The following is a 20,101-nucleotide window of genomic DNA, read 5'->3' as shown; positions in this document are numbered from 1 at the left end:
TCCTCCATTAATGGGAGTGATCATGTGATAACACATGTAAGGAGTGTCCGTAAAAGTCGGACATCTCATCATCCTTTAGTGATTCAAATTCTTTGGAGTTCCCATGAAAATGTAAATGCTTATTAATGCATGCAACATGTGACACTTTGTCTGTAATCGTGCCTACATCATGAGTTACCAAGATTAGTGTGATACCAAGATCCTTATTTAAGGATAACAACATATCATAAAAGCTTTGAACCGTTTGAGCATCTACCCCAACGGTTGGTTCATCTAAAATTAACAATTTGGGGTTACTAACAATTGCTCTTGCAATAAACGCTCTTTGCTGTTGTCCACCAGACATTTCGCCAATATTGCGCTTTGCAAAAGCACTTAATCCAACAGCTTCAATCGCTTCATACACTTTTGTACGATCTTGTTTAGTCATAAATTTAAACAATCCCAGCCTCGACGTTAAACCACTTGACACCACTTCAAACACAGATGCTGGAAATCCGGTATTAAAGCTATTTGCCTTTTGCGAAACAAACCCAATTTCATGCCAATTTTTAAACTTTTGAATTTGATGGCCAAACAACTTTATTTCACCTTGCTGAGGTTTTAATAACCCTAATAAACATTTTAATAATGTTGTTTTTCCGGATCCGTTAGGCCCAACAAGCCCCAAAAAACTGCCTTGTCTTATCGTTAAATTTATATTTTCTAGTACTCTTTGCCGCTCATAAGTAAAGTTTAGATCTTTTATTTCTACAACCGGTTGATTCATTTGCATCTTCCTTTATGATTTAAGAATCGTTACGATTTATAATCGATTCCTATATGTTAGACTTTTACAACATAAGAATTGTACAGGAATCTTTATAAAATGTAAAGCAAATTGCGTTCTTAAAAAGCGGCACATTTTAATCAAACCTTCCATACATTGTTTTAGAGGAGGTTTAACTATGATCTTATTTCAAAAAATTATCAACCAAAAGCTTAACAATATTTCTGTTGAGGAACTCATGCAATATGCGAAGCAATTTAATATTACAATAGAACATCCCCAAGCGACTAAAGTTGTAAAAGCTATGCATGGAAAAAACATCAATATTTTTAATGTGAATGAAAGAAAAAAACTACTTACTCAGATTGCAAATATTACCTCTCCACAAACAGCTCAACAAGTAAATCAAATATTCCAGAAATTCACAAACTAACCATACTTATGAGGATATTCAAACTCTGAATATCCTCTTTTTCAAATTGTTTTTATGCTTTTAAATAAATATTGATAAGGTTCATTAAAAAGAGAACTACTTTTTTGAATGTAGTTCTCTCCTCTTTCCCTATTGATTTACTATCTTTTCCAAAAGTCCCTCATCAAACATTTTTTCTCTGAACATATTAATTTCATATTTATATGGAGGCTTTTTATATTTTTTATCTTCACCAACAAAAGGTGTTTCCAAAATCTTAGGAACATTCATTAGTGCTTCGTGATGAACGATTCGATTCAGTGCTTCAAAGCCAATATGACCGAAACCGATATTTTCATGGCGGTCTTTACTAGAACCCATTGGATTTTTGCTATCATTAATATGCAGCACTTTTATTCTGTCCAATCCAATAATAGAATCAAACTGTTTTAGAACTCCATCAAAATCATTTACAATATCATATCCTGCGTCATGTGTGTGGCATGTATCGAAGCAAACTGACAAGTGCTGATTATGAGTCACACCATCAATTATTTTTGCTAATTCATCAAAGGATCTTCCGCATTCAGAACCTTTACCAGCCATTGTTTCCAATGCAATCTGTACTTCCTGATCTTGTTCTAAAACCTCATTTAAACCTTCGATAATCTTTCTTATTCCTTCATCCACACCTGCACCTACATGTGCACCCGGGTGCAAAACAATTTGTTTAGCTCCAAGCGCTTTTGTTCGTTCAATTTCTGAACGTAAAAAGTTTACACCTAGTTCAAATGTTGCTGGATTTGTCGTGTTTCCTATATTAATGATATAAGGAGCATGGACGATAATTTCCTCTATACCATTCTCTTTCATATGAGCTTGTCCCGCTTCAATGTTAAGGTCTTCTATCTTTTTTCTTCTTGTGTTTTGTGGAGCACCTGTGTAGATCATAAATGTGTTCGCTCCATATGAAACGGCTTCTTCACTTGAAGTTAATAACATTTTCTTTCCACTCATTGAAACATGTGATCCAATTTTCAGCATTTTTACTCCCCCTATTTTTGTTTCTTTGTTAATCTTCTTTTTCTCTTTTTAATTTGTTCCATTTCACGATTCATTTTTTTCTTATAACCAGGTTTTACTTTCTTTGGTTTTTGAACGATACTTTTAGCTAATGCATCAACTTCATCTGTTACCCTTTTTCGATTTTGTCGACGTTTACGGTCATCTATATCCTTCCACTCTCCAGCGACAAAATCCTTGTTAACAAACTCAATTCCTAGTTTTTCCAGTTTATTAAGTGCGTCATCGTCAGAAGTTTCAAACAATGTTACTGCAATTCCAGAACTACCTGCCCTAGCTGTACGACCCACGCGGTGAATATAAAAATCCAACTCCGTTGTTGGAATCTCGTAATTTATAACATGACTTACTCCTTTAATATCAATACCACGGGCAGCCAAATCAGTTGCAACCACATATTGATATTCTAAATCATTTATCTGTTTCATCATCTTTTTACGATCACGAGGGGATAAATCACCATGTATTCTTCCAACTTTTAGCCCCTTCTCTATTAGGGCATCAGCAACAATATCAGCATTTTTTTTCGTATTAGTAAAAACGATTGCTAAAAAAGGATTAAAATCAACTAACATATCATATACGAGCTTTAATTTATCACGATGTCTTGCAGGTACAAGAACATGTTCTATTTTTGCGGCAGTTGCTTGTTTAGGAGCAACATGAGTAAATCGCGGATTTGCCAAATATTTTTTTAAAAAAGGCTTTAATTTTTCAGGAATGGTTGCAGAGAAAACTAAGATTTGCAGGTTTTCCGGCATTTGACCAGCTACCATATCCACATCCTTGATGAAGCCCATATCCAGCATGAGATCCGCTTCATCTACAACAAACGAACGAACTTTGTTAATGATCAATGCATTCTCTTTTACAAGATCATTAATTCTTCCGGGAGTTCCTACAACAATATGTGGTTGGTTTTTTAATTTTTCGATGGTTCGTTGCTTATCTGTTCCTCCGATATATAGCTTAGCCGAAATTTCATCGGGTGAATAAGTAATGATTTTCCCTACCTCTTGATAGATTTGAGTAGCTAATTCCCGGGTAGGAGCAGTGATCACAACTTGTACTTCTTTTTTCTCCGCTGCTATTTGATTTAATAAAGGCAATAAATAGGCATGAGTTTTTCCTGTACCAGTTTGAGATTGTCCAATTGCACTTTCCCCTTTTAGAATGGAAGGCATTAATCTTTCCTGAATTTCTGTTGGCTCATAAAATTTTAATTCCTTTGTCAATGCTTCTATAATAAAAGGTTTTAATGAAAAACGCTCAAATTTTGTTTGTTCCATCCGTATCTCTCCTTTTTGATAAAGCTTTCATATCAATCGATCATAGAATTTATTTTCGAATCACTTTATCAGTCCATCATTAGATTATACCTTAATAAAAGAAAAACTCAAATTCAATTTGTTTTACAGAAATACCTCAGAAACCAAATACCTCTCTTATGCATAGTCTAGGATAGAGGAACAATTATTGGAAAGGAGGAAAAATATGTTTCAACAAAGACCAATGCCTCCCATGAACACCAGAGGATTCTTCCCGACACAAGGTCAAATTCCTATGGGACGACAAGGAATGCCCGGGCCAGGTATGGGAAGAGGTCCTCAGTTTGGTTCGATGACACCAAGAGGAACAGGTGGCGGTGGATTAAAAGGATTAATATCCCGTTTTCTGCCAGGATCACAGGGTGCTGCTGCAAGTAACCCTCAAGGCTTTATTGGAGGAGCAAATGCAGTCACTAATGCAACCAGGGCTTCCGGAGGACTTCAAGGACTAATGAACCCTTCAAATATTTCAGGAATGCTAGGAAACGTTCAACGGGTTCTTGGGATGGCACAACAAGTAACACCTATGGTCCAGCAATATGGACCACTTGTCAAAAATTTGCCTGCCATGATAAAAATTTATCGTGAACTAAATAGTAGTGATGATTCTGACACAACCTCAGCTGAACCGGAATCTTCTTCTTCCGAAAAAGATGAAGAGTTAAACCAACAAACCAATACACAAACATCTAACAAGAGAAAGGCTACTCGGCCAATCGTAACTGAAGATAAACAGGAAAAAGAAGCACCGACAACAAGTAGCAAAAAACGAAAGCCTTCAACAAGAAGCTCACAACCTAAAATGTATATCTAATATTCTTCTTTGTAATATTCCCTATACTTCGTTATAATATTAAGAGATTGTTAGTGAAAAAGGCCGTATATACGGCTTTTTTGAGTGGAAACAGGACATGACTATTACTTTGCTCCTGCTCCTATTTGATCTCTTAAGGAGGCAGTTTAATGAACATAATTAAAATCGCACCACGTGGATATTGCTATGGTGTCGTTGATGCCATGGTTATTGCAAAGAACGCTGCTTTAGATAAATCATTACCAAGACCCATCTACATTTTAGGAATGATTGTTCATAATAAACATGTAACAGACGCATTTGAGGAAGATGGAATTATTACACTTGATGGAAAAAACAGATTAGACATACTGGAGAAAGTAGATCAAGGAACAGTTGTGTTTACAGCTCATGGTGTTTCTCCTGAGGTTAGACGAATCGCAAAAGAGAAAGGGCTTGTTACACTAGATGCAACATGTCCAGATGTAACAAAAACACATGACCTTATCCGCGAAAAGGAAGCTCAAGGATACGATGTTATTTATATCGGTAAAAAAGGGCATCCAGAACCAGAAGGCGCAGTAGGTGTCGCTCCACAGATCGTACATCTTGTGGAATCATCAGAGGATGTCGTAAAGTTAAACATTCAAAATGAGAAAGTCATTGTTACAAATCAAACTACAATGAGTCAGTGGGATGTTGCTGATATTATGGATTCAGTGAAGGAAAAATTCCCTCATGTAGAAGTGCACCGTGAAATCTGTTTAGCAACTCAAGTCCGTCAAGAAGCTGTGGCTGAACAAGCTAAAGATGCTGACTTAACAATAGTTGTCGGAGATCCTAAAAGTAATAACTCAAATCGATTAGCACAGGTATCTGAAGAAATTGCCGGGACAAAGGCATATCGTATCTCAGATTTAAGTGAGCTTAAGCTTGAATGGCTTAAGGATGTTCAAACTGTTGCTGTTACAGCAGGAGCATCTACACCGACGCCAATTACAAAAAAAGTCATTCAATTCCTTGAGCAATACAATCCGCAAGATGAATCTACTTGGAATGTAGATGATAAAGTACCACTGTCAAAAATATTACCAAAAGTAAAAATTAAAAATTGATCAAAAAGCGTCTGAACTCAGTCAGACGCTTTTTTAATGCACATTTATACAAATTTAAAAGGATTTGTATCTACCCGTGATCCAAACACATTTACATCAAAATGATGTTCTTCACACAATTCCCCTAACTTTTTAGCAACTCCTTCAATCATGACCTTTTCGACATGATGTCCAGGATCAATGACATTCAGATTTAACAGCAGTGCATCTTGTGCAACATGAAAATATAGGTCACCTGTTACATATACATCTGCACCCTTTATTTTTGCCTGGTGGATATATTTATTTCCATCTCCGCCTAATAAAGCTACTTTTTTCACCTTACTGGAAGGGTCACCTACCATTCTTACACGTTCAACTCCAAGGCTATTTTTGACATACACAGCAAATTCTTCAAGGCTTAATTCATTTTCCACAAAGCCTATGCGCCCTAACCCCATTATAGGTCCTTTTTGTTCTAAAGGGTAAATATCATAGGCCACTTCTTCATATGGATGAGCTTTTAACATAGCTTGAATAACCTTCTTTTGTATAGAAGCAGGGAAAATCGTTTCAACTCTTGATTCATCAACATATTCCACTTTTCCTCTTTCTCCAATAAAAGGATTAGCTTTATCAAGAGGTAAAAAGCTCCCTTCTCCTTCAGTAGCGAATGAACAATGGCTATACTCTCCAATATGGCCCGCACCTGCTTTTCCAAGTGCATTTCGCAGCTCTTTTTCATATGATGATGGGATAAACACAACCAGTTTCTTTAGCTGGTCTTCATATGTAGGAATTAACACTTCCACATCCTTCAATTGCAAGGCTTCTGCTAATAAATCATTGACACCGCCATTTGCAACATCCAGATTAGTGTGTGCAGCATAGACCGCAATATCATGTTTAATACATTTCTCAATTATCTTGCCGTATGCAGTATCTGTTGTCATATTTTTAATAGGTCTAAAAATAGGAGGATGGTGTGCAATAAGTAAGTCTACTTTTTTAGCTATCGCTTCATCGACAACTGACTCCACCACATCTAGTGTAACCATTACATGTTCAATTTTTTTATTAAGCGTTCCAATTTGGAGCCCTATTTTATCACCTTCAACAGCAAGAGACTTTGGTGAATATTGTTCAAATAATTGAATGACTTCATAACCGTTTGGAATTTTTGCCAATCTTACAATACCTCCTCAATCAGCTTTACTTGCTTACTCAATTCTTGGTATTTTTCGTTATTTTCATATGTATAACCTGCTTGTTCTAATTGTTGGATTATGGACTTTAGGTGCTTTAATTCACCTGTCCATTTTTTCAAGAAAATGTCCGATTGTTTTTGGGCTAAAAAAGGACCCAGAAGTAAATTCGCATCATAAGAGTATGTCTGATAAGGTCTCTTAGGATCTCCTTTTTCGGCCACTAGAACCTCGTATATTTTATGGTCCTCTTCCATAATTTCTTCCGTTATTAATTCCCAACCGTTTTCTACCAGCCATTGGCGAATCGAAATTGCATGAATATTAGGCTGTAAAATTAAACGAGTGACCTTTGATAACTTACCAGAACCTTCGTCTAAAATTTTACTAATGAGAGTTCCACCCATCCCAGCGATTGTTATACAATCAACTTCATCTTCCTTTCTAAGAACAGATAATCCGTCTCCTTTTCGAACAGATATAACATCAGAAAGTCCACATTTTCTCACTTGGCTGTCAGCTGATTCGTATGGACCATCAGTAATTTCGCCGGCAATTGCCCCACTAGCTTTTCCTTGTAAGACAGAATAGCAGGGTAAGTAAGCATGATCTGAACCTATATCTGCAAATACAGCTCCTTCAGGAATATAGTTAGCAACTGTTTCAAGTCTTTTGGATAATTTCAATTCATTCATCATTTCACCACAATTCATTTATTTACACTTAAGAGTGAAGTAACCTATTCATCAAGTATAAAAAAAGTCCTTCACAGATGCAAAGGACTTCTTTATAATTATTTAATTTGTGATACCCATTCAGCCATTTCGTCGAGCTTTTCGTCTGGTACAAGACCAGCTGGCATGATTCCTTTACCTTGCTGAATTGTTGTCTTAATTTCATCTACGCCAAGTTTATCACCAACACCTACAAGAGCAGGACCTGCACCACCCTCATAGTTTTCACCATGACAGGAAATACAGTTTTGTTGGTAAATCTCTTCAGGGGTAGCGTTTGCAACATCCTCAGTGCTTGGCTCTTCTTCTCCGCCGCTAGCTAGTTCTTCATGGTCGCCGATACCTTTAAATGATAAAAGGAACATAAGGCCGATTCCTAGAACAGCGATTAATAAAAATGGAATAAGTGGATTGCGATTCATCATGTAACCTCCCTTATGTAAATAGTAAACCTTTCCATTACTAGGCTCCATATCTAACCTACTAATGTATAGTAGAATTATCGTAAAAATTCGAGCAGCTCCACTCGATAATTCTAATTTCTATTTTCTGGTTATATGTTTTACTCTGCTGCCCGGTACTGCTGGATAATCAACATAAGTACAAATGTTTTTAAACAACCTCTATTTTACTGTAATTTTCCACTAAGGAAAAGACCTATCTTTTAACATCTCCATGTTTTTCACACTTTAGACAAAAAACAGACAAGAGTTTCGGATTATTCTAACAACCTGTTGACATTTCCCTTGAGGCTATATAAAGAGTGTCACCACAAATATTAGACTTGCTATTACTCCACTAATTAGTAGATAGTAAATCCGAAAGAAGCCACCTATTGTGATCCATAGTAAACAGTTTGTTACAACCGTCGTTGCAACCCAAAACGAATTTCCCCCTGTTGCAAATTCAACAAACGAAAGAGACGTTATTAACAGCTGAATAAATGTTATAACTAAAGGTATTTGAAACTTACCTTTTCTAACCAAAAGGTAAGCGGTAACAAGAATTGAAGCTAAAAGTAAAAAACCTGATGTAACTGTTTGCAAAACAAAAGACAATTCAGTAAAATAGGTGACAAGAGCACTGATTAGAAATAACACAAAAACTGTACTAGTCGAAATTATATTTGTCCCTGTTTTACTATTAGCGGAGGGAGCAGTTGTTTCTTCATAATGATTTCCTTCAGTATAAAGTGCTAGTAAAAAATCACAGTATGTATCTGGAAGTAGTTTATTTTCTTTCCAGTGATGAATCTCTTTAATGATTATTTCCTTTTTTTCTTTATTCATAAAAGCATCCTTAAATATTCTTTCTAATTGTACAAAAACAAAAAAAGCTTAAATATGTTATGTTATGATTCCCTTTTATCAACTGTTTTTTTATGAAGAAAAGACGGACATTTCGTCCGCCTATATCCTTACTCTAAGAAATCTTTAAGACGTTTACTACGGCTAGGATGACGCAATTTACGGAGTGCTTTTGCTTCAATTTGTCGAATTCGTTCACGCGTAACTCCAAACACCTTACCTACTTCTTCAAGTGTTCTTGTTCGTCCATCATCAAGGCCAAATCGTAAACGTAATACGTTTTCTTCACGATCAGTTAATGTATCAAGTACATCCTCAAGCTGTTCTTTTAAGAGCTCATACGCAGCATGTTCAGAAGGAGACGTTGCATCCTGGTCCTCAATGAAATCACCCAAATGAGAGTCATCTTCCTCACCAATTGGTGTTTCCAAAGAAACGGGCTCTTGTGCAATTTTAAGAATTTCTCTCACCTTATCAGGTGTGAGCTCCATGTCTTCTCCAATTTCCTCAGGAGTAGGTTCTCTCCCTAGATCCTGTAGTAATTGGCGCTGAACTCTAATAAGTTTATTAATGGTTTCAACCATATGGACAGGAATACGTATTGTTCGAGCTTGGTCAGCAATAGCACGTGTAATTGCTTGACGAATCCACCATGTAGCATACGTACTAAATTTATAGCCCTTTTCATAATCAAATTTCTCAACAGCTTTCATTAGTCCCATATTACCTTCCTGAATTAAATCAAGGAACAGCATTCCGCGACCAACATAGCGTTTAGCAATACTAACCACAAGTCGAAGATTGGCTTCTGCAAGTCGGCGTTTAGCTTCTTCATCGCCTTCTTCTATACGTTGAGCTAATTTAATTTCTTCATTAGCTGATAAAAGATCAACACGACCAATTTCTTTTAAGTACATTCTAACAGGGTCATTAATTTTAACTCCTGGAGGTACACTCAGATCATTCAAATCAAATTCTTCTTCTTTTGCAAGATCTTGAATATTAGGATCCGCTTCCGCTGCCTCACCAGCTTCACCAATTAATTCTACACCTTGTTCACCAAGAAATTCATAATACTCATCCATTTGGTCTGATTCAATTTCAAAGTTTGACATACGTTCAGCTATTTCTTCATATGTCAAAACCCCTCGTTTTTTCCCAATTTCTGTTAACTGTTCCTTCACCTGTTCAAAGGTTACTTCAGTTTCGTGGGTTTGTTTATCAGCCATAGGATCCCCTCCTTCCAAACTTACCATTGTAAGATAAGCTATCGGATTACTGTCTAGCAAGTACGTTACATATTTTGATGTGCCCTTTTTACACAATCTTATGCTACAAAATAATCGTCTATTATTAGCTTACTTATCATGATTTTAGAGCTTGTTTTAGTTGAATAATTTCCATTGCAATTTGGGCTGCTTCTTTGTATTGCTTATTTCTTTCAGCCTCAATTTTTTCTACTTCTTTTTCTTTTATCATTAACATTTTTTGATGATTCAACACCTGTTTTATATAATCTGAAAGTTCTTGTTCACTCACCTCAGAATTAAGGGTAATCATCGCAATGTTGGATACAATATGTTGTAATTCAGGACTCGGCAACTTCGATAAAAATGAACTAACATTTTCTTCATTTCCTTCTTCATAAAAAGCATATAAATAAGTAACAATTGCTTTATGTTCTTCGATATTAAATTGAAGTCCAAGTCGTTCCAAAACCTTTTCTGCCATATCTTTGCTTCTTAACATGTGACCGATTAACATTCTCTCAGCGGTATGAAAAGCAGGTAATAACCGCTTAGATTGGATCGGCTTTCTTTTTGGCTGTTCCTGAGTAGTGATTTTTTGCTGTTGCGGAGTTCTTTGCCTATTCTTCTGTTGTTCTTTCTGTAAAATCTGCTGATTTAAAACCTCCATCGATAAGTCAAATTCCGATGACAGTTGTTTTAAATAGATCTCCTTTTCAACTGCATTGTCCAATTGTGCTAGTTCACTAATGACATTTTCAATATACTGAAGCCTTTCACCTTCATTTTGAAGATTTTTGCCTCTCCTGTAATAGGACATTTTAAATGTCATGACCGGAACACTGGCCCCTATTACATCAAGCTTGAATTTTTCAGATCCAAACTTATTAATGTAGTCATCAGGGTCTAATCCATCAGGGATCATCGCAACCTTTAGCTTACAACCGGCATCTTTAAGGATTTTTGCAGCCCTATTTGTAGCCTCAATTCCTGCTGAGTCAGAATCATAACAGATAATCACCTCTGAAACATTTCTTCGAATGATCTTTGCCTGTTCCTCAGTAATAGATGTTCCCATTGTAGCAATTGCTTGCTCAACGCCGGCTCTGGTTGAAGAAATAACATCAGCAAAACCTTCAAACAATACAACCTGCTGATTTTTTCGAATATGTACTCTAGCACGATGAAAATTATAGAGTAATTTACTTTTATTAAATATTTTTGTTTCAGGACTATTAAGATATTTAGGCTTCTCGTCTCCAAGTACACGTCCCGAAAATGCAATCGTATTCCCATGGTGGTCCATGATCGGAAACATAATTCGATTCCTGAACCGATCAAAAAATTCTTCGTTTGAGTTGCTTTTTTTAACTAATAATCCTGCTTCCTCCATTAAGGATAAGGTAAATCCCCGCTTTTCTAAAAACTTTTTCACAAAGTCCCAGGAATCTAAGGAGTATCCAATCTCAAACGTATCAATAATGTCTTTAGTAAATCCCCTGCTTAAAAGGTAGTCTAATGCGTGCTGACCTTCCTTTGTGTTTACAAGTAAATGATGATAGAATTTTTTTAATAGCTCATGAGCTTCGATCATTTTCTCTGAGTCTTTTGAAATCGCAGGTCCTGTACCCTGCTCAAGTGAAGATATGCTTGGTAATTCAATATTAGCTTTGTCAGCGAGATGTTGAGCTGCTTCAATAAATGAATATCCTTCGTGTTGAATAAGAAATGAAAAAACATTCCCACCAGCACCACAGCCAAAGCAATGAAAAATCTGTTTGTCTGCTGAAACTGAGAACGAAGGGGATTTCTCGCCATGAAACGGACAAAGTCCAAAGTAGTTGCGTCCTTGTTTCTTCAATTGAACATATTCACTTATTACATCAACAATGTCAGAAGTTCTTTGTATTTTTTCGATTAATTCCTCGGGAATTCGATTTCCCATACTAACAACCCCGTATTACAGATATTCGATATTTATTTAAGATCTCCTGCATGTTTCGACAAAATCTTTTCAAATGTTGTGATAAAATTCAAGGTATCTTCATCTGTAAATTTTTTCGGACCTTTTGTAAATTTACCACTACGTCTTTCTATAGCAGATAAATAACGAAACTGAAGAGCTGTATCAATATTTTCTTCTGTATATTGCTTTCCCCTGGGTGTAATAAAACAAACGCCTTTTCTGATTAAAAGACCAGCTAATCCAATGTCTTGTGATATTACCATATCACCTCTGCTGACATGGTTAACTATGTATAGATCCGCTTCTTCTTTACCTGTATCAACAAATATCCATTGTCCTCCATAGGTCTTATCAGTAGTGTGGTTGTAGGAAGCTACAAACACAACATCCGTTTCGTATTTGTTGGCAATTAGCATGATCTCTTTTTTTACAGGACAAGCATCAGCATCGACAAAAATCTTCATCGTTTTTTCGCCATAATTCTCTATTCTACATCACTCCGCAATTTCCTTCTACCTAATGCACTTTTGTACTGAATACTATTCGTGAGAAAGACCTTAAATTCCTTTTTGTCGAAAATTATTTTATTTGTTCTCTTGACAGTTTACAAATAATAGTTTATTCCCATATGTCAAGTTCTAAACCTAAAAAAAGTATTTTTATCACAATTTTTTATTATAATACAAGTGTTTCTAAATTTCTATCATTTTTTCAAGAAATTAATCGACTCACCTAATTGAGAAAAGGATGACCTACAAAACCCCTTTGTTATGCCATCCTTTTAATCTCATCCATTTTGATTATTCATAAAGTTAGCAATTATATTAGCTGTTTCCTCAACTGCTTTGTTTGAAACATCGACCACTTTACAACCAATTCTTTCCACTACTTTGTCAAAATAGTTAAGTTCTTCTTTAATTCGATCTATGTTTGCATAAAAAGCTTCATCATTTAATCCAAGAGATTTGAGCCGCTCTCTCCTAATATTATTTAACTTTTCCGGCATAATACGCAGCCCGATGCATTTTTGCGGTGAAACTTTGTACAATTCTTCTGGTGGCTCAACTTCTGGTACAATCGGTACATTTGCTACCTTGAATCGTTTATGTGCTAAATATTGAGATAAAGGTGTTTTAGAAGTTCTTGATACACCTATTAATACGATATCTGCTTTTAATATCCCTCTTGGATCTCTTCCATCATCATATTTAACAGCAAATTCAATAGCTTCAACCTTTTTAAAATAATCATCATCCAACTTTCTAACTCGTCCAGGCTCATACTTGGCTGTTATTCCATATGAAGTTTCCATTTTATCAATTAATGGCCCAATGATATCGTAATAAACAACTCCTTTTTTATTCGCCTCTTCAATTAGATACGCTCTCAGCTCAGGGACAACAAGAGTGAAACATACTATTGCATTATCTTTCTTAGCTAAAGCAAGAACCTCCAGAATTGTTCCTTTATCCTCAACATAAGGAATGCGCTTTATTTTTGTGTTTGCTGAGACTCCATTAAATTGACTTGCCGCTGCTTTTACTACCAGCTCAGCTGTTTCACCAACAGAATCTGATAAAACATAGATCAATTGATAATTCATTTTCATCCCCATTTCTTATGCTATATTTAGTCATTTAGGAAGCTAACCAAAATTTTCGTCATATTTGTTTTCGTAATCCTCCCGATTACCTCATAGCCCTTTTCAGTTTCTTTGACAACAGGTAATGCATCAATCTGTTTATCTATTAGCACTTGTGCAACGTCAATAATGTAGTCATCAGGCTTGCATACGGTAATGTTCGGCATTCTTGTCATGATTATATTTACAGGAATTGATGTAAGTTCCTGCTTGCCAATACTTGTCCGCAAAAGATCCTTTCGGGAAAGCACGCCAACTAAATTAGATTGCTCATCAACAACAAACAACGTTCCTACATCTTCTAAAAACATCATGCAAATCGCATCATAGACTGATACATTGATACTGACGACTATTGGAATAGACTGATAATCCTTTACTTGAAGCTTTCTTAACTGTTCTGTAAGCATATGATTATTTGTTTTTCCTGTAAAATAATATCCTACTCTAGGTCTCGCCTCTAAGTAGCCAGACATTGTTAATATAGCTAAATCCGGACGAAGTGTTGCTCTTGTTAAATTTAATTGTTCAGCAATCTGTTCACCTGTTATTGGTCCATTTTCTTTAACAATTTCAACAATTTGCTCCTGCCTTTTATTCAGTTCTATTTTCCTCACCGCCTTGCATATTCATTTTTAAAGAGAAAATTTGTAAGCACAAATGATAACTTGTTTGTTAATAAAAATAAATAAAATTGTTATTAAATTATATCTCAGTTTAAATATTATAGATTTCAGATTAAACAGAGCCTAAACTAATTATATACTTTACACTGTTTTTGAAAAGGAATATGTTTTAAATCTAAAGACTATAGAAAAAGGGCTGACGTCTTTGTCAGTCCCTATTCATCTTTAATTTTACTTACTTCACCAAAATAACATTCATTTTTGCGAATGATTCAATTAGTTGAGATAATTTAAGCATTTGTGCCAATCGATTACGTTTTATTTCTTCATTATCTGACATAACCATCGTATGGTCAAAGTATTCGTTGATGACAGGCTTTAAAGATGCCAGTGCATTATACACATCCTCGACATTGTTTAAAGAGTCTATTTTCATGTTTGTTTCTGTATAGGCATTATATAATGATGTTTCATAATCACTTTCAAAAAGCTCACTATTAATGTCGCTTTCCGTAGCCTTTTTCGCTATGTTCATCACACGGGCAAGTGCCTCGATTGTTTCTTTGAAATCTGTATGAGATGAAACATCTTGAAGTACTTTTGCTCGAGCTACAATTGAATTAACCTCTAGCACTGACGACTCTAGCACAGCATCATTTAAATCATAGCGGATTTTCTCTTCAGCCAAACGGTATTTTAAACGTAATTTGAAGAATGAAACTAACTCCTCAACCGCCTCATTTGATTTCTTATCTTCATATTGACTAAGCGCCAGTTCAAACAATTGCGGTAAGCTGATTGTCCACTCTTTTGATAATAATATTTGCAGAATTCCACTTGCTTGTCTTCTAAGAGCATAAGGATCCTGTGATCCAGTTGGAATCTTACCGATCGCAAAGAATCCTACGATTGTGTCCAACTTATCAGCCAGTGCAACGATTGCACCTACATTTGAGCCCGGTGCAGCATCCTCTGCATGTCGTGGCATATAGTGCTCATTTATTGCAATCGATACTTCTTCTTTTTCTCCACTTAGACGTGCATATTTTTCCCCAATTTTCCCTTGAAGTTCAGGAAATTCATAGACCATATGAGTAACTAAATCGAATTTACAAATTGATGCAGCCCGTTCCACATTATCTTTTTCATCACTTTGCAATTGCACCATATCTGCTAATTGTTTAGACAGATTGACTATTCGGGTAACCTTTTCACCCAAAGTTCCTAGTTCTTCATGGAACACGATTTTGTCCAGCTTTTGCACAGCATCCTCTATCTTAAGTTTTTGATCTTCTTGATAGAAGAAATTTGCATCAGATAATCTTGCGCGTAATACTTTTTCGTTTCCTCTTGCTACATTTTCTAAATGGTTTTGATCTCCATTTCTTACTGTAACAAAGAATGGCTGTAGTTGTCCGTCATTATTTCGCACCGGGAAGTAACGTTGATGTTCCTTCATTGTTGTTACAAGCACTTCATCAGGTAAAGAAAGATATTCTTGTTCAAACGTTCCATAAAGTGCGGTTGGATACTCAACAAGATTATTTACTTCTTCTAGAAGGTCTTCATCCACTGGGATTACCCAATTTTTTTCGTTTTCTAAATCAACCAATTGTTGACTTATCGCTTCTTTTCGTTTGACAGGATCAGCAATCACAAATTGCTCTAACAAAGCAGCTTCGTATAGTGAGGGAGAGGCTATCTCTACTTTATTTCCGAGAAAACGATGGCCATATGTAAAGGAACCTGTTTTAGCACCGGCAATTTCAAACGGAATAACATTTTGACCAAAAAGTGCAACTAACCACTTAATTGGACGAATATACCGTAACTCCTGATCTCCCCAACGCATATTTTTAGGGAAAGTAAGACCTGTGATTAATTCACGAGTTTCTGACAGTAAATCTTTTGCTTCTTGTCCTTTAACAAATTTTTGGACATGAACATATTCAACACCATTGATTTCTTTAAAATAGATATCTTCAACAGATGCACCTTGTCCTTTTGTAAAACCAATAGCAGCTTTTGACCAATTTCCATTTTCATCTAGCGCTATTTTTTTCGCAGGACCCTTTGCTTCTTCCTCAATATCCGGTTGCTTTTCTAAAACATTCTTTACAAGAACAGCCAATCTTCTTGGAGTTGCATATGTTTTTACTTCTCCATGAGTTAACTGCTTTTCTTCAAGCCATTTTGTAAGCTTTTCAGCAAATTGGTTCATCGCAGGTGTTACATAATGGGCTGGTACTTCTTCTAAGCCAATTTCTAGTAATAAGTCTTTTTTACTCATGTTCTTTTCCTCCTTCCTGTAACATCGGGAAGCCTAATTTTTCACGCTCATCATAAAATGTTTTTGCTACTTTTCTTGCTAAGTTTCGAACACGGCCAATATAGCCAGTTCTTTCTGTAACCGAAATTGCTCCTTTTGCATCAAGTAGGTTAAAGGTATGTGAACACTTTAATACATAATCATAGGCAGGATGGACAAGACCTTCGTCCATTTGTCTCATTGCTTCTTTTTCATAGGTCGAGAACAATTCAAATAACATATCAGTATTAGAAGTTTCAAATGTATACTTTGAATGTTCATATTCCGGCATTAGGAAAATATCTCGTATTGTAAATCCATCTGTCCATTCTAAATCAAAAACATTTTCCTTATCTTGAATATATGACGCTAGTCTTTCGATACCATATGTTATTTCTGCTGATACCGGCTTACATTCCAAGCCGCCAACTTGTTGGAAATAAGTGAATTGTGTGATTTCCATCCCATCAAGCCATACTTCCCAACCAAGGCCGGCACAACCTAGAGAAGGATTTTCCCAGTTATCTTCAACAAATCGTATATCATGCTCTAAAGGATTGATACCCAAGGCACGTAATGAATCTAAATATAGCTCTTGTATATTGTCTGGTGAAGGCTTCATAATAACTTGAAATTGATGATGCTGATAAAGTCGATTAGGGTTTTCCCCATAACGGCCATCAGCAGGTCTTCTGGATGGTTCTACATAAGCAACCTTCCATGGTTCTGGTCCTATACTTTTTAAAAAAGTATATGGACTCATTGTTCCTGCCCCTTTCTCAGTATCATACGCCTGCATAAGCACACACCCTTGATCAGACCAGTGCTTTTGAAGAGTTAATATCATGTTTTGAATATTCATATCCAAACACCTCCGTGAATAGTAAATAATCTCTGACAAAAGACAAACAAAAAAGCTCTCGTCCCTATGTCAGATTAATGACATAGGGACGAGAGCTAACCCGCGGTTCCACCCTAATTGCTTATATGTATAAGCCACTTTAGAAGAATTTGCTCCGGAATGCCTTTCCTTACGATCCAATCCTTAGCTTTCACCATCCTAAGGTCGCTTTCATTTGGGTCTTTCGCAAGTACTTCTTTCCATCTACACAAAATGTTAAATTATAATTGCATCTTAATTGAATTTTTAAAGGATGTCAATATCCTCTATTTAAGCTTTCCCTTTAATGAGTCTAATTGATCAAGAAATCTTTTAGACTTAATTGTTAAACCTGAGTACTCTTGATAATACGCATCAATAACTATCTTTAGTTCGTTTTTTGTTTCTTGCTTTACTGAAATAGTACCCAATCTATTTAAGTCAAAATAAAAGAACAGTCGAAGAAGTTTTCCTGTCATAGGAGTAATTTTTATTCGATATGGGTCAATCTCAAAGCACCTGTGACAAAGGAAGCCACCTTCTCTGATCGAAAAATGAAAAGTACCATCTTTCTGCCCGCAATTTGTACAACAATCCAATTGAGGGTGAAGACCTAATACAGGGAGCATTTTCATTTCAAAGATATAAAGTAATATGTCCGGATCTACATCTTCATCTAAATAGGTAAAAGTTTGCATTAATAACTCAAATAGAAATGGATTTCTTTCCAGATTTTCTGTACTCTTGTCCAACAACTCTGCAATATATGAGGCATATGCTGTTAGAAAAATATCTTCTCTAATACTCCTTAAAGACTGTATAGTCTCACCTTGCTGAAGGCTTCCTAAACCACTGGATTTTTGAAATAAAAAGGAGCCATAAGTAAAAAGCTGGGTGATAGACGTAAGGCGACTACTTGGTTTCTTTGCGCCTCTTGCCATAACCCCAACTTTTCCTAGTTCTCTTGTATATAAGGTAATAATTTTGTTTGTTTCACCGTAATCAGTTGATCGGATCACAATTCCTTCACATTTTTGTAGCAAAATATCCCTCACCTTTCAAAGGTTCAGGCAAGATCAGGAAATTGGAAAATCTAATTCAGCTAGTTCATCTTCTTGAGAATCGGGTCCTTCATCATTCTCCTTTTCCAGTTCCTTAAAAAGAAGATACGTATCAATGCTACCTGTTTGCGAAAAAACTTTCCAGGTAAAATCCAACATATAAACCCCACCTTTCAGTTGTTAAGACTAGCAAGCATCAATCCAATTTCTTTATCGTTATCTTGACCTTTTCTTCTACTTTTCATGTTAAACAATTTTTGCTAAATGATAAGATGAATATTATCTTTGTTTAGTACTCATCTTCTCTAAAACCATAATCTCTCAGCTGTGAAGCTTTGTTCCGCCAATCCTTCTGGACTTTTACCCAAAGTTCCAAAAATACTTTTGATCCCAAAAGCGCTTCAATGTCCACTCGGGCTCTTTTTCCGACTTCTTTTAACATGCTTCCTTGCTTACCGATGACTATTCCTTTTTGAGAATTACGCTCAACAATAATGGTTGCCCCTACATAGATTGCAGCATTATTTTCCCTGCGTTCAAGGGTATCCATTACTACAGCTATAGAGTGTGGGATTTCTTCCCTGGTTAAGTGTAAGACTTTTTCTCGAATCAATTCTGTAATAATAAAACGCTCTGGATGGTCTGTTACTTGGTCTTCAGGATAGTATTGTGGCCCTTCTGGTAAGAGATCTTCAATCTGCTGTAATAATGTATCAATATTATTTCCTTGCAGAGCAGAGATAGGAACAATTTCTTTAAATGGATAAAGCTTTTTATATTGTTCAATTAAAGGTAAAAGCTCATCCGGGTGTATTTGATCAATTTTATTAATAATTAAAAATACAGGTGTATTGGTTTGTTTTAGCCTCTCAATGATAAATTCATCTCCGCGCCCGTAACCTTCTTCAGCATTGATCATAAATAATACTAAATCAACTTCTTTTAATGTATTCTGTGCTACTTTCATCATAAAGTCACCCAGTTTATGTTTGGGTTTATGAATGCCAGGCGTGTCGATGAAAATCGTTTGAGATTGGTTCGTCGTATAAACTCCTTGTATCTTGTTTCGAGTTGTTTGCGGCTTATCGCTCATAATGGCAATTTTTTGTCCGATTACTCGATTGATGAATGTTGATTTCCCAACATTAGGTCTTCCTATTATTGAAACAAATCCTGATTTATATGGTTGATTATGATTCATGTAGATCCTCCGCTGAAAATGCTCCCGGTAGTAATTCCTGTACTGTAAGTTCTGTAATATCACCATGGAGGTTTGTTAAAATAACTTTCATATCTTTTGGACAAAGCTCTGAAATAACTTGACGGCATGCACCACATGGAGGTACAGGTCTATCCGTATCTGCTACAACAGCCAAAGCAGAATAAACCTTATCTCCTTCTGAGAATGCTTTGAAAATAGCTGTTCGTTCAGCACAATTACACATGCTGTATGCGGCATTTTCAATATTGCATCCCTTATAGACTTTGCCATCTTGAGTTAATAAAGCCGCTCCTACTTTAAACTTTGAGTAGGGAGTATAAGCCATTTCCCTTGCTGCTTTTGCTTCATCGATGAGTTGTTCAATTTTCACTAAAAATTCTTCCTTTCTATCCTGGCTAATGACTTTACTCTTCTATATTTTACC

General features: G+C 35.9%; 21 protein-coding genes. 3 read left to right on the top strand and 18 right to left on the bottom strand.

Annotation, left to right across the window (positions count from 1 at the left end; translation table 11 throughout):
• Positions 1 to 7 precede the first annotated feature (7 nt).
• Positions 8 to 769, bottom strand: coding sequence for a metal ABC transporter ATP-binding protein (locus LC095_RS01070; RefSeq protein ID WP_226526419.1), 762 nt, complete (start codon positions 767 to 769; stop codon positions 8 to 10).
• A gap of 178 nt (positions 770 to 947) precedes the next feature.
• Here LC095_RS01070 and LC095_RS01065 point away from each other — a divergent pair, with 178 nt between their 5' ends.
• A complete protein-coding gene (locus LC095_RS01065; RefSeq protein ID WP_216774450.1) occupies positions 948 to 1,202 on the top strand; it encodes a DUF2624 domain-containing protein in 255 nt (84 codons plus the stop codon).
• Positions 1,203 to 1,331: 129 nt separating this feature from the next.
• Here LC095_RS01065 and LC095_RS01060 read toward each other — a convergent pair whose 3' ends face one another.
• Together LC095_RS01060 and LC095_RS01055 are read right to left on the bottom strand one after the other, a co-directional pair.
• Positions 1,332 to 2,225: a deoxyribonuclease IV gene (locus LC095_RS01060; RefSeq protein ID WP_226526418.1), complete on the bottom strand. Its 894-nt coding sequence runs from the start codon at positions 2,223 to 2,225 to the stop codon at positions 1,332 to 1,334.
• Between the two features lie 11 nt (positions 2,226 to 2,236).
• A complete protein-coding gene (locus LC095_RS01055; RefSeq protein WP_226526417.1) occupies positions 2,237 to 3,553 on the bottom strand; it encodes a DEAD/DEAH box helicase in 1,317 nt (438 codons plus the stop codon).
• A gap of 205 nt (positions 3,554 to 3,758) precedes the next feature.
• Here LC095_RS01055 and LC095_RS01050 point away from each other — a divergent pair, with 205 nt between their 5' ends.
• Positions 3,759 to 4,406 carry a YqfQ family protein gene (locus tag LC095_RS01050; RefSeq protein WP_226526416.1) on the top strand — a complete coding sequence of 216 codons (648 nt, stop codon included), beginning with the start codon at positions 3,759 to 3,761 and terminating at the stop codon, positions 4,404 to 4,406.
• A gap of 149 nt (positions 4,407 to 4,555) precedes the next feature.
• The gene (locus LC095_RS01045; protein ID WP_226526415.1) at positions 4,556 to 5,500 is read left to right on the top strand and encodes a 4-hydroxy-3-methylbut-2-enyl diphosphate reductase; all 945 of its coding nucleotides are present in this window, start codon (positions 4,556 to 4,558) and stop codon (positions 5,498 to 5,500) included.
• A gap of 44 nt (positions 5,501 to 5,544) precedes the next feature.
• On the opposite strand, the gene LC095_RS01040 is transcribed toward LC095_RS01045, so the two are convergent.
• From LC095_RS01040 to LC095_RS00970, 15 genes are all read right to left on the bottom strand, one after another.
• Complete coding sequence (locus tag LC095_RS01040) at positions 5,545 to 6,666, bottom strand: Nif3-like dinuclear metal center hexameric protein (protein ID WP_226526414.1); 1,122 nt, start codon at positions 6,664 to 6,666, stop codon at positions 5,545 to 5,547.
• Positions 6,667 to 6,668: 2 nt separating this feature from the next.
• Positions 6,669 to 7,379 (bottom strand): tRNA (adenine(22)-N(1))-methyltransferase, encoded by a 711-nt coding sequence (locus LC095_RS01035; protein ID WP_226526413.1) that lies wholly within the window; start codon positions 7,377 to 7,379, stop codon positions 6,669 to 6,671.
• Positions 7,380 to 7,477: 98 nt separating this feature from the next.
• Positions 7,478 to 7,840, bottom strand: a complete 363-nt coding sequence (gene cccA, locus LC095_RS01030) for a cytochrome c550 (protein ID WP_226526412.1) — start codon at positions 7,838 to 7,840, stop codon at positions 7,478 to 7,480.
• Between the two features lie 330 nt (positions 7,841 to 8,170).
• Entirely contained in the window at positions 8,171 to 8,707 is a 537-nt protein-coding gene (locus tag LC095_RS01025; RefSeq protein WP_226526411.1) for a hypothetical protein, read from the bottom strand.
• A 128-nt stretch (positions 8,708 to 8,835) separates the two neighbouring features.
• Positions 8,836 to 9,954: an RNA polymerase sigma factor RpoD gene (gene rpoD / locus LC095_RS01020; protein WP_026558718.1), complete on the bottom strand. Its 1,119-nt coding sequence runs from the start codon at positions 9,952 to 9,954 to the stop codon at positions 8,836 to 8,838.
• A gap of 136 nt (positions 9,955 to 10,090) precedes the next feature.
• Entirely contained in the window at positions 10,091 to 11,917 is a 1,827-nt protein-coding gene (gene dnaG / locus LC095_RS01015) for a DNA primase (RefSeq protein WP_226526410.1), read from the bottom strand.
• Positions 11,918 to 11,949: 32 nt separating this feature from the next.
• The gene (locus LC095_RS01010; RefSeq protein WP_226526409.1) at positions 11,950 to 12,402 is read right to left on the bottom strand and encodes a YaiI/YqxD family protein; all 453 of its coding nucleotides are present in this window, start codon (positions 12,400 to 12,402) and stop codon (positions 11,950 to 11,952) included.
• Between the two features lie 323 nt (positions 12,403 to 12,725).
• Positions 12,726 to 13,541: a pyruvate, water dikinase regulatory protein gene (locus tag LC095_RS01005; protein WP_226526408.1), complete on the bottom strand. Its 816-nt coding sequence runs from the start codon at positions 13,539 to 13,541 to the stop codon at positions 12,726 to 12,728.
• Positions 13,542 to 13,567: 26 nt separating this feature from the next.
• Positions 13,568 to 14,197 carry a helix-turn-helix transcriptional regulator gene (locus tag LC095_RS01000; protein ID WP_226526407.1) on the bottom strand — a complete coding sequence of 210 codons (630 nt, stop codon included), beginning with the start codon at positions 14,195 to 14,197 and terminating at the stop codon, positions 13,568 to 13,570.
• A 244-nt stretch (positions 14,198 to 14,441) separates the two neighbouring features.
• Entirely contained in the window at positions 14,442 to 16,496 is a 2,055-nt protein-coding gene (gene glyS / locus LC095_RS00995) for a glycine--tRNA ligase subunit beta (protein ID WP_226526406.1), read from the bottom strand.
• Positions 16,489 to 17,376 carry a glycine--tRNA ligase subunit alpha gene (glyQ, locus tag LC095_RS00990; RefSeq protein ID WP_226526405.1) on the bottom strand — a complete coding sequence of 296 codons (888 nt, stop codon included), beginning with the start codon at positions 17,374 to 17,376 and terminating at the stop codon, positions 16,489 to 16,491. Before glyQ ends, glyS begins: the two co-directional genes overlap by 8 nt.
• A 305-nt stretch (positions 17,377 to 17,681) precedes the next feature.
• Positions 17,682 to 18,437 (bottom strand): DNA repair protein RecO, encoded by a 756-nt coding sequence (gene recO / locus LC095_RS00985; RefSeq protein WP_226526404.1) that lies wholly within the window; start codon positions 18,435 to 18,437, stop codon positions 17,682 to 17,684.
• 33 nt (positions 18,438 to 18,470) lie between these two features.
• Positions 18,471 to 18,614, bottom strand: a complete 144-nt coding sequence (locus LC095_RS00980; RefSeq protein WP_078432371.1) for a YqzL family protein — start codon at positions 18,612 to 18,614, stop codon at positions 18,471 to 18,473.
• Between the two features lie 130 nt (positions 18,615 to 18,744).
• On the bottom strand, positions 18,745 to 19,656 hold the full coding sequence (era, locus tag LC095_RS00975; protein ID WP_078432372.1) for a GTPase Era: 912 nt from the start codon (positions 19,654 to 19,656) through the stop codon (positions 18,745 to 18,747).
• Positions 19,646 to 20,047: a cytidine deaminase gene (locus LC095_RS00970; RefSeq protein WP_216774466.1), complete on the bottom strand. Its 402-nt coding sequence runs from the start codon at positions 20,045 to 20,047 to the stop codon at positions 19,646 to 19,648. The genes era and LC095_RS00970 overlap by 11 nt, the downstream gene beginning before the upstream one ends.
• Between the last annotated feature and the right edge of the window lie 54 nt (positions 20,048 to 20,101).

The sequence above is a fragment of the Metabacillus niabensis genome (assembly GCF_020524345.1).
GTDB classification, from domain to species: Bacteria; Bacillota; Bacilli; order Bacillales; family Bacillaceae; genus Metabacillus; species Metabacillus niabensis_B.
This window is presented reverse-complemented; position numbering and strand designations above follow the sequence as displayed.

Coding starts and splice junctions, on each gene's coding strand:
- LC095_RS01005 (WP_226526408.1), bottom strand. CDS start 13,541: ATGAATTATCAATTGATCTATGTTTTATCAGATTCTGTTGGTGAAACA.
- LC095_RS01025 (WP_226526411.1), bottom strand. CDS start 8,707: ATGAATAAAGAAAAAAAGGAAATAATCATTAAAGAGATTCATCACTGG.
- era (WP_078432372.1), bottom strand. CDS start 19,656: ATGAATCATAATCAACCATATAAATCAGGATTTGTTTCAATAATAGGA.
- LC095_RS01070 (WP_226526419.1), bottom strand. CDS start 769: ATGAATCAACCGGTTGTAGAAATAAAAGATCTAAACTTTACTTATGAG.
- cccA (WP_226526412.1), bottom strand. CDS start 7,840: ATGAATCGCAATCCACTTATTCCATTTTTATTAATCGCTGTTCTAGGA.
- LC095_RS01055 (WP_226526417.1), bottom strand. CDS start 3,553: ATGGAACAAACAAAATTTGAGCGTTTTTCATTAAAACCTTTTATTATA.
- LC095_RS01065 (WP_216774450.1), top strand. CDS start 948: ATGATCTTATTTCAAAAAATTATCAACCAAAAGCTTAACAATATTTCT.
- LC095_RS01060 (WP_226526418.1), bottom strand. CDS start 2,225: ATGCTGAAAATTGGATCACATGTTTCAATGAGTGGAAAGAAAATGTTA.
- LC095_RS00980 (WP_078432371.1), bottom strand. CDS start 18,614: ATGTTGGATTTTACCTGGAAAGTTTTTTCGCAAACAGGTAGCATTGAT.
- LC095_RS01010 (WP_226526409.1), bottom strand. CDS start 12,402: ATGAAGATTTTTGTCGATGCTGATGCTTGTCCTGTAAAAAAAGAGATC.
- dnaG (WP_226526410.1), bottom strand. CDS start 11,917: ATGGGAAATCGAATTCCCGAGGAATTAATCGAAAAAATACAAAGAACT.
- glyS (WP_226526406.1), bottom strand. CDS start 16,496: ATGAGTAAAAAAGACTTATTACTAGAAATTGGCTTAGAAGAAGTACCA.
- LC095_RS01050 (WP_226526416.1), top strand. CDS start 3,759: ATGTTTCAACAAAGACCAATGCCTCCCATGAACACCAGAGGATTCTTC.
- glyQ (WP_226526405.1), bottom strand. CDS start 17,376: ATGAATATTCAAAACATGATATTAACTCTTCAAAAGCACTGGTCTGAT.
- rpoD (WP_026558718.1), bottom strand. CDS start 9,954: ATGGCTGATAAACAAACCCACGAAACTGAAGTAACCTTTGAACAGGTG.
- LC095_RS01045 (WP_226526415.1), top strand. CDS start 4,556: ATGAACATAATTAAAATCGCACCACGTGGATATTGCTATGGTGTCGTT.
- LC095_RS01035 (WP_226526413.1), bottom strand. CDS start 7,379: ATGAATGAATTGAAATTATCCAAAAGACTTGAAACAGTTGCTAACTAT.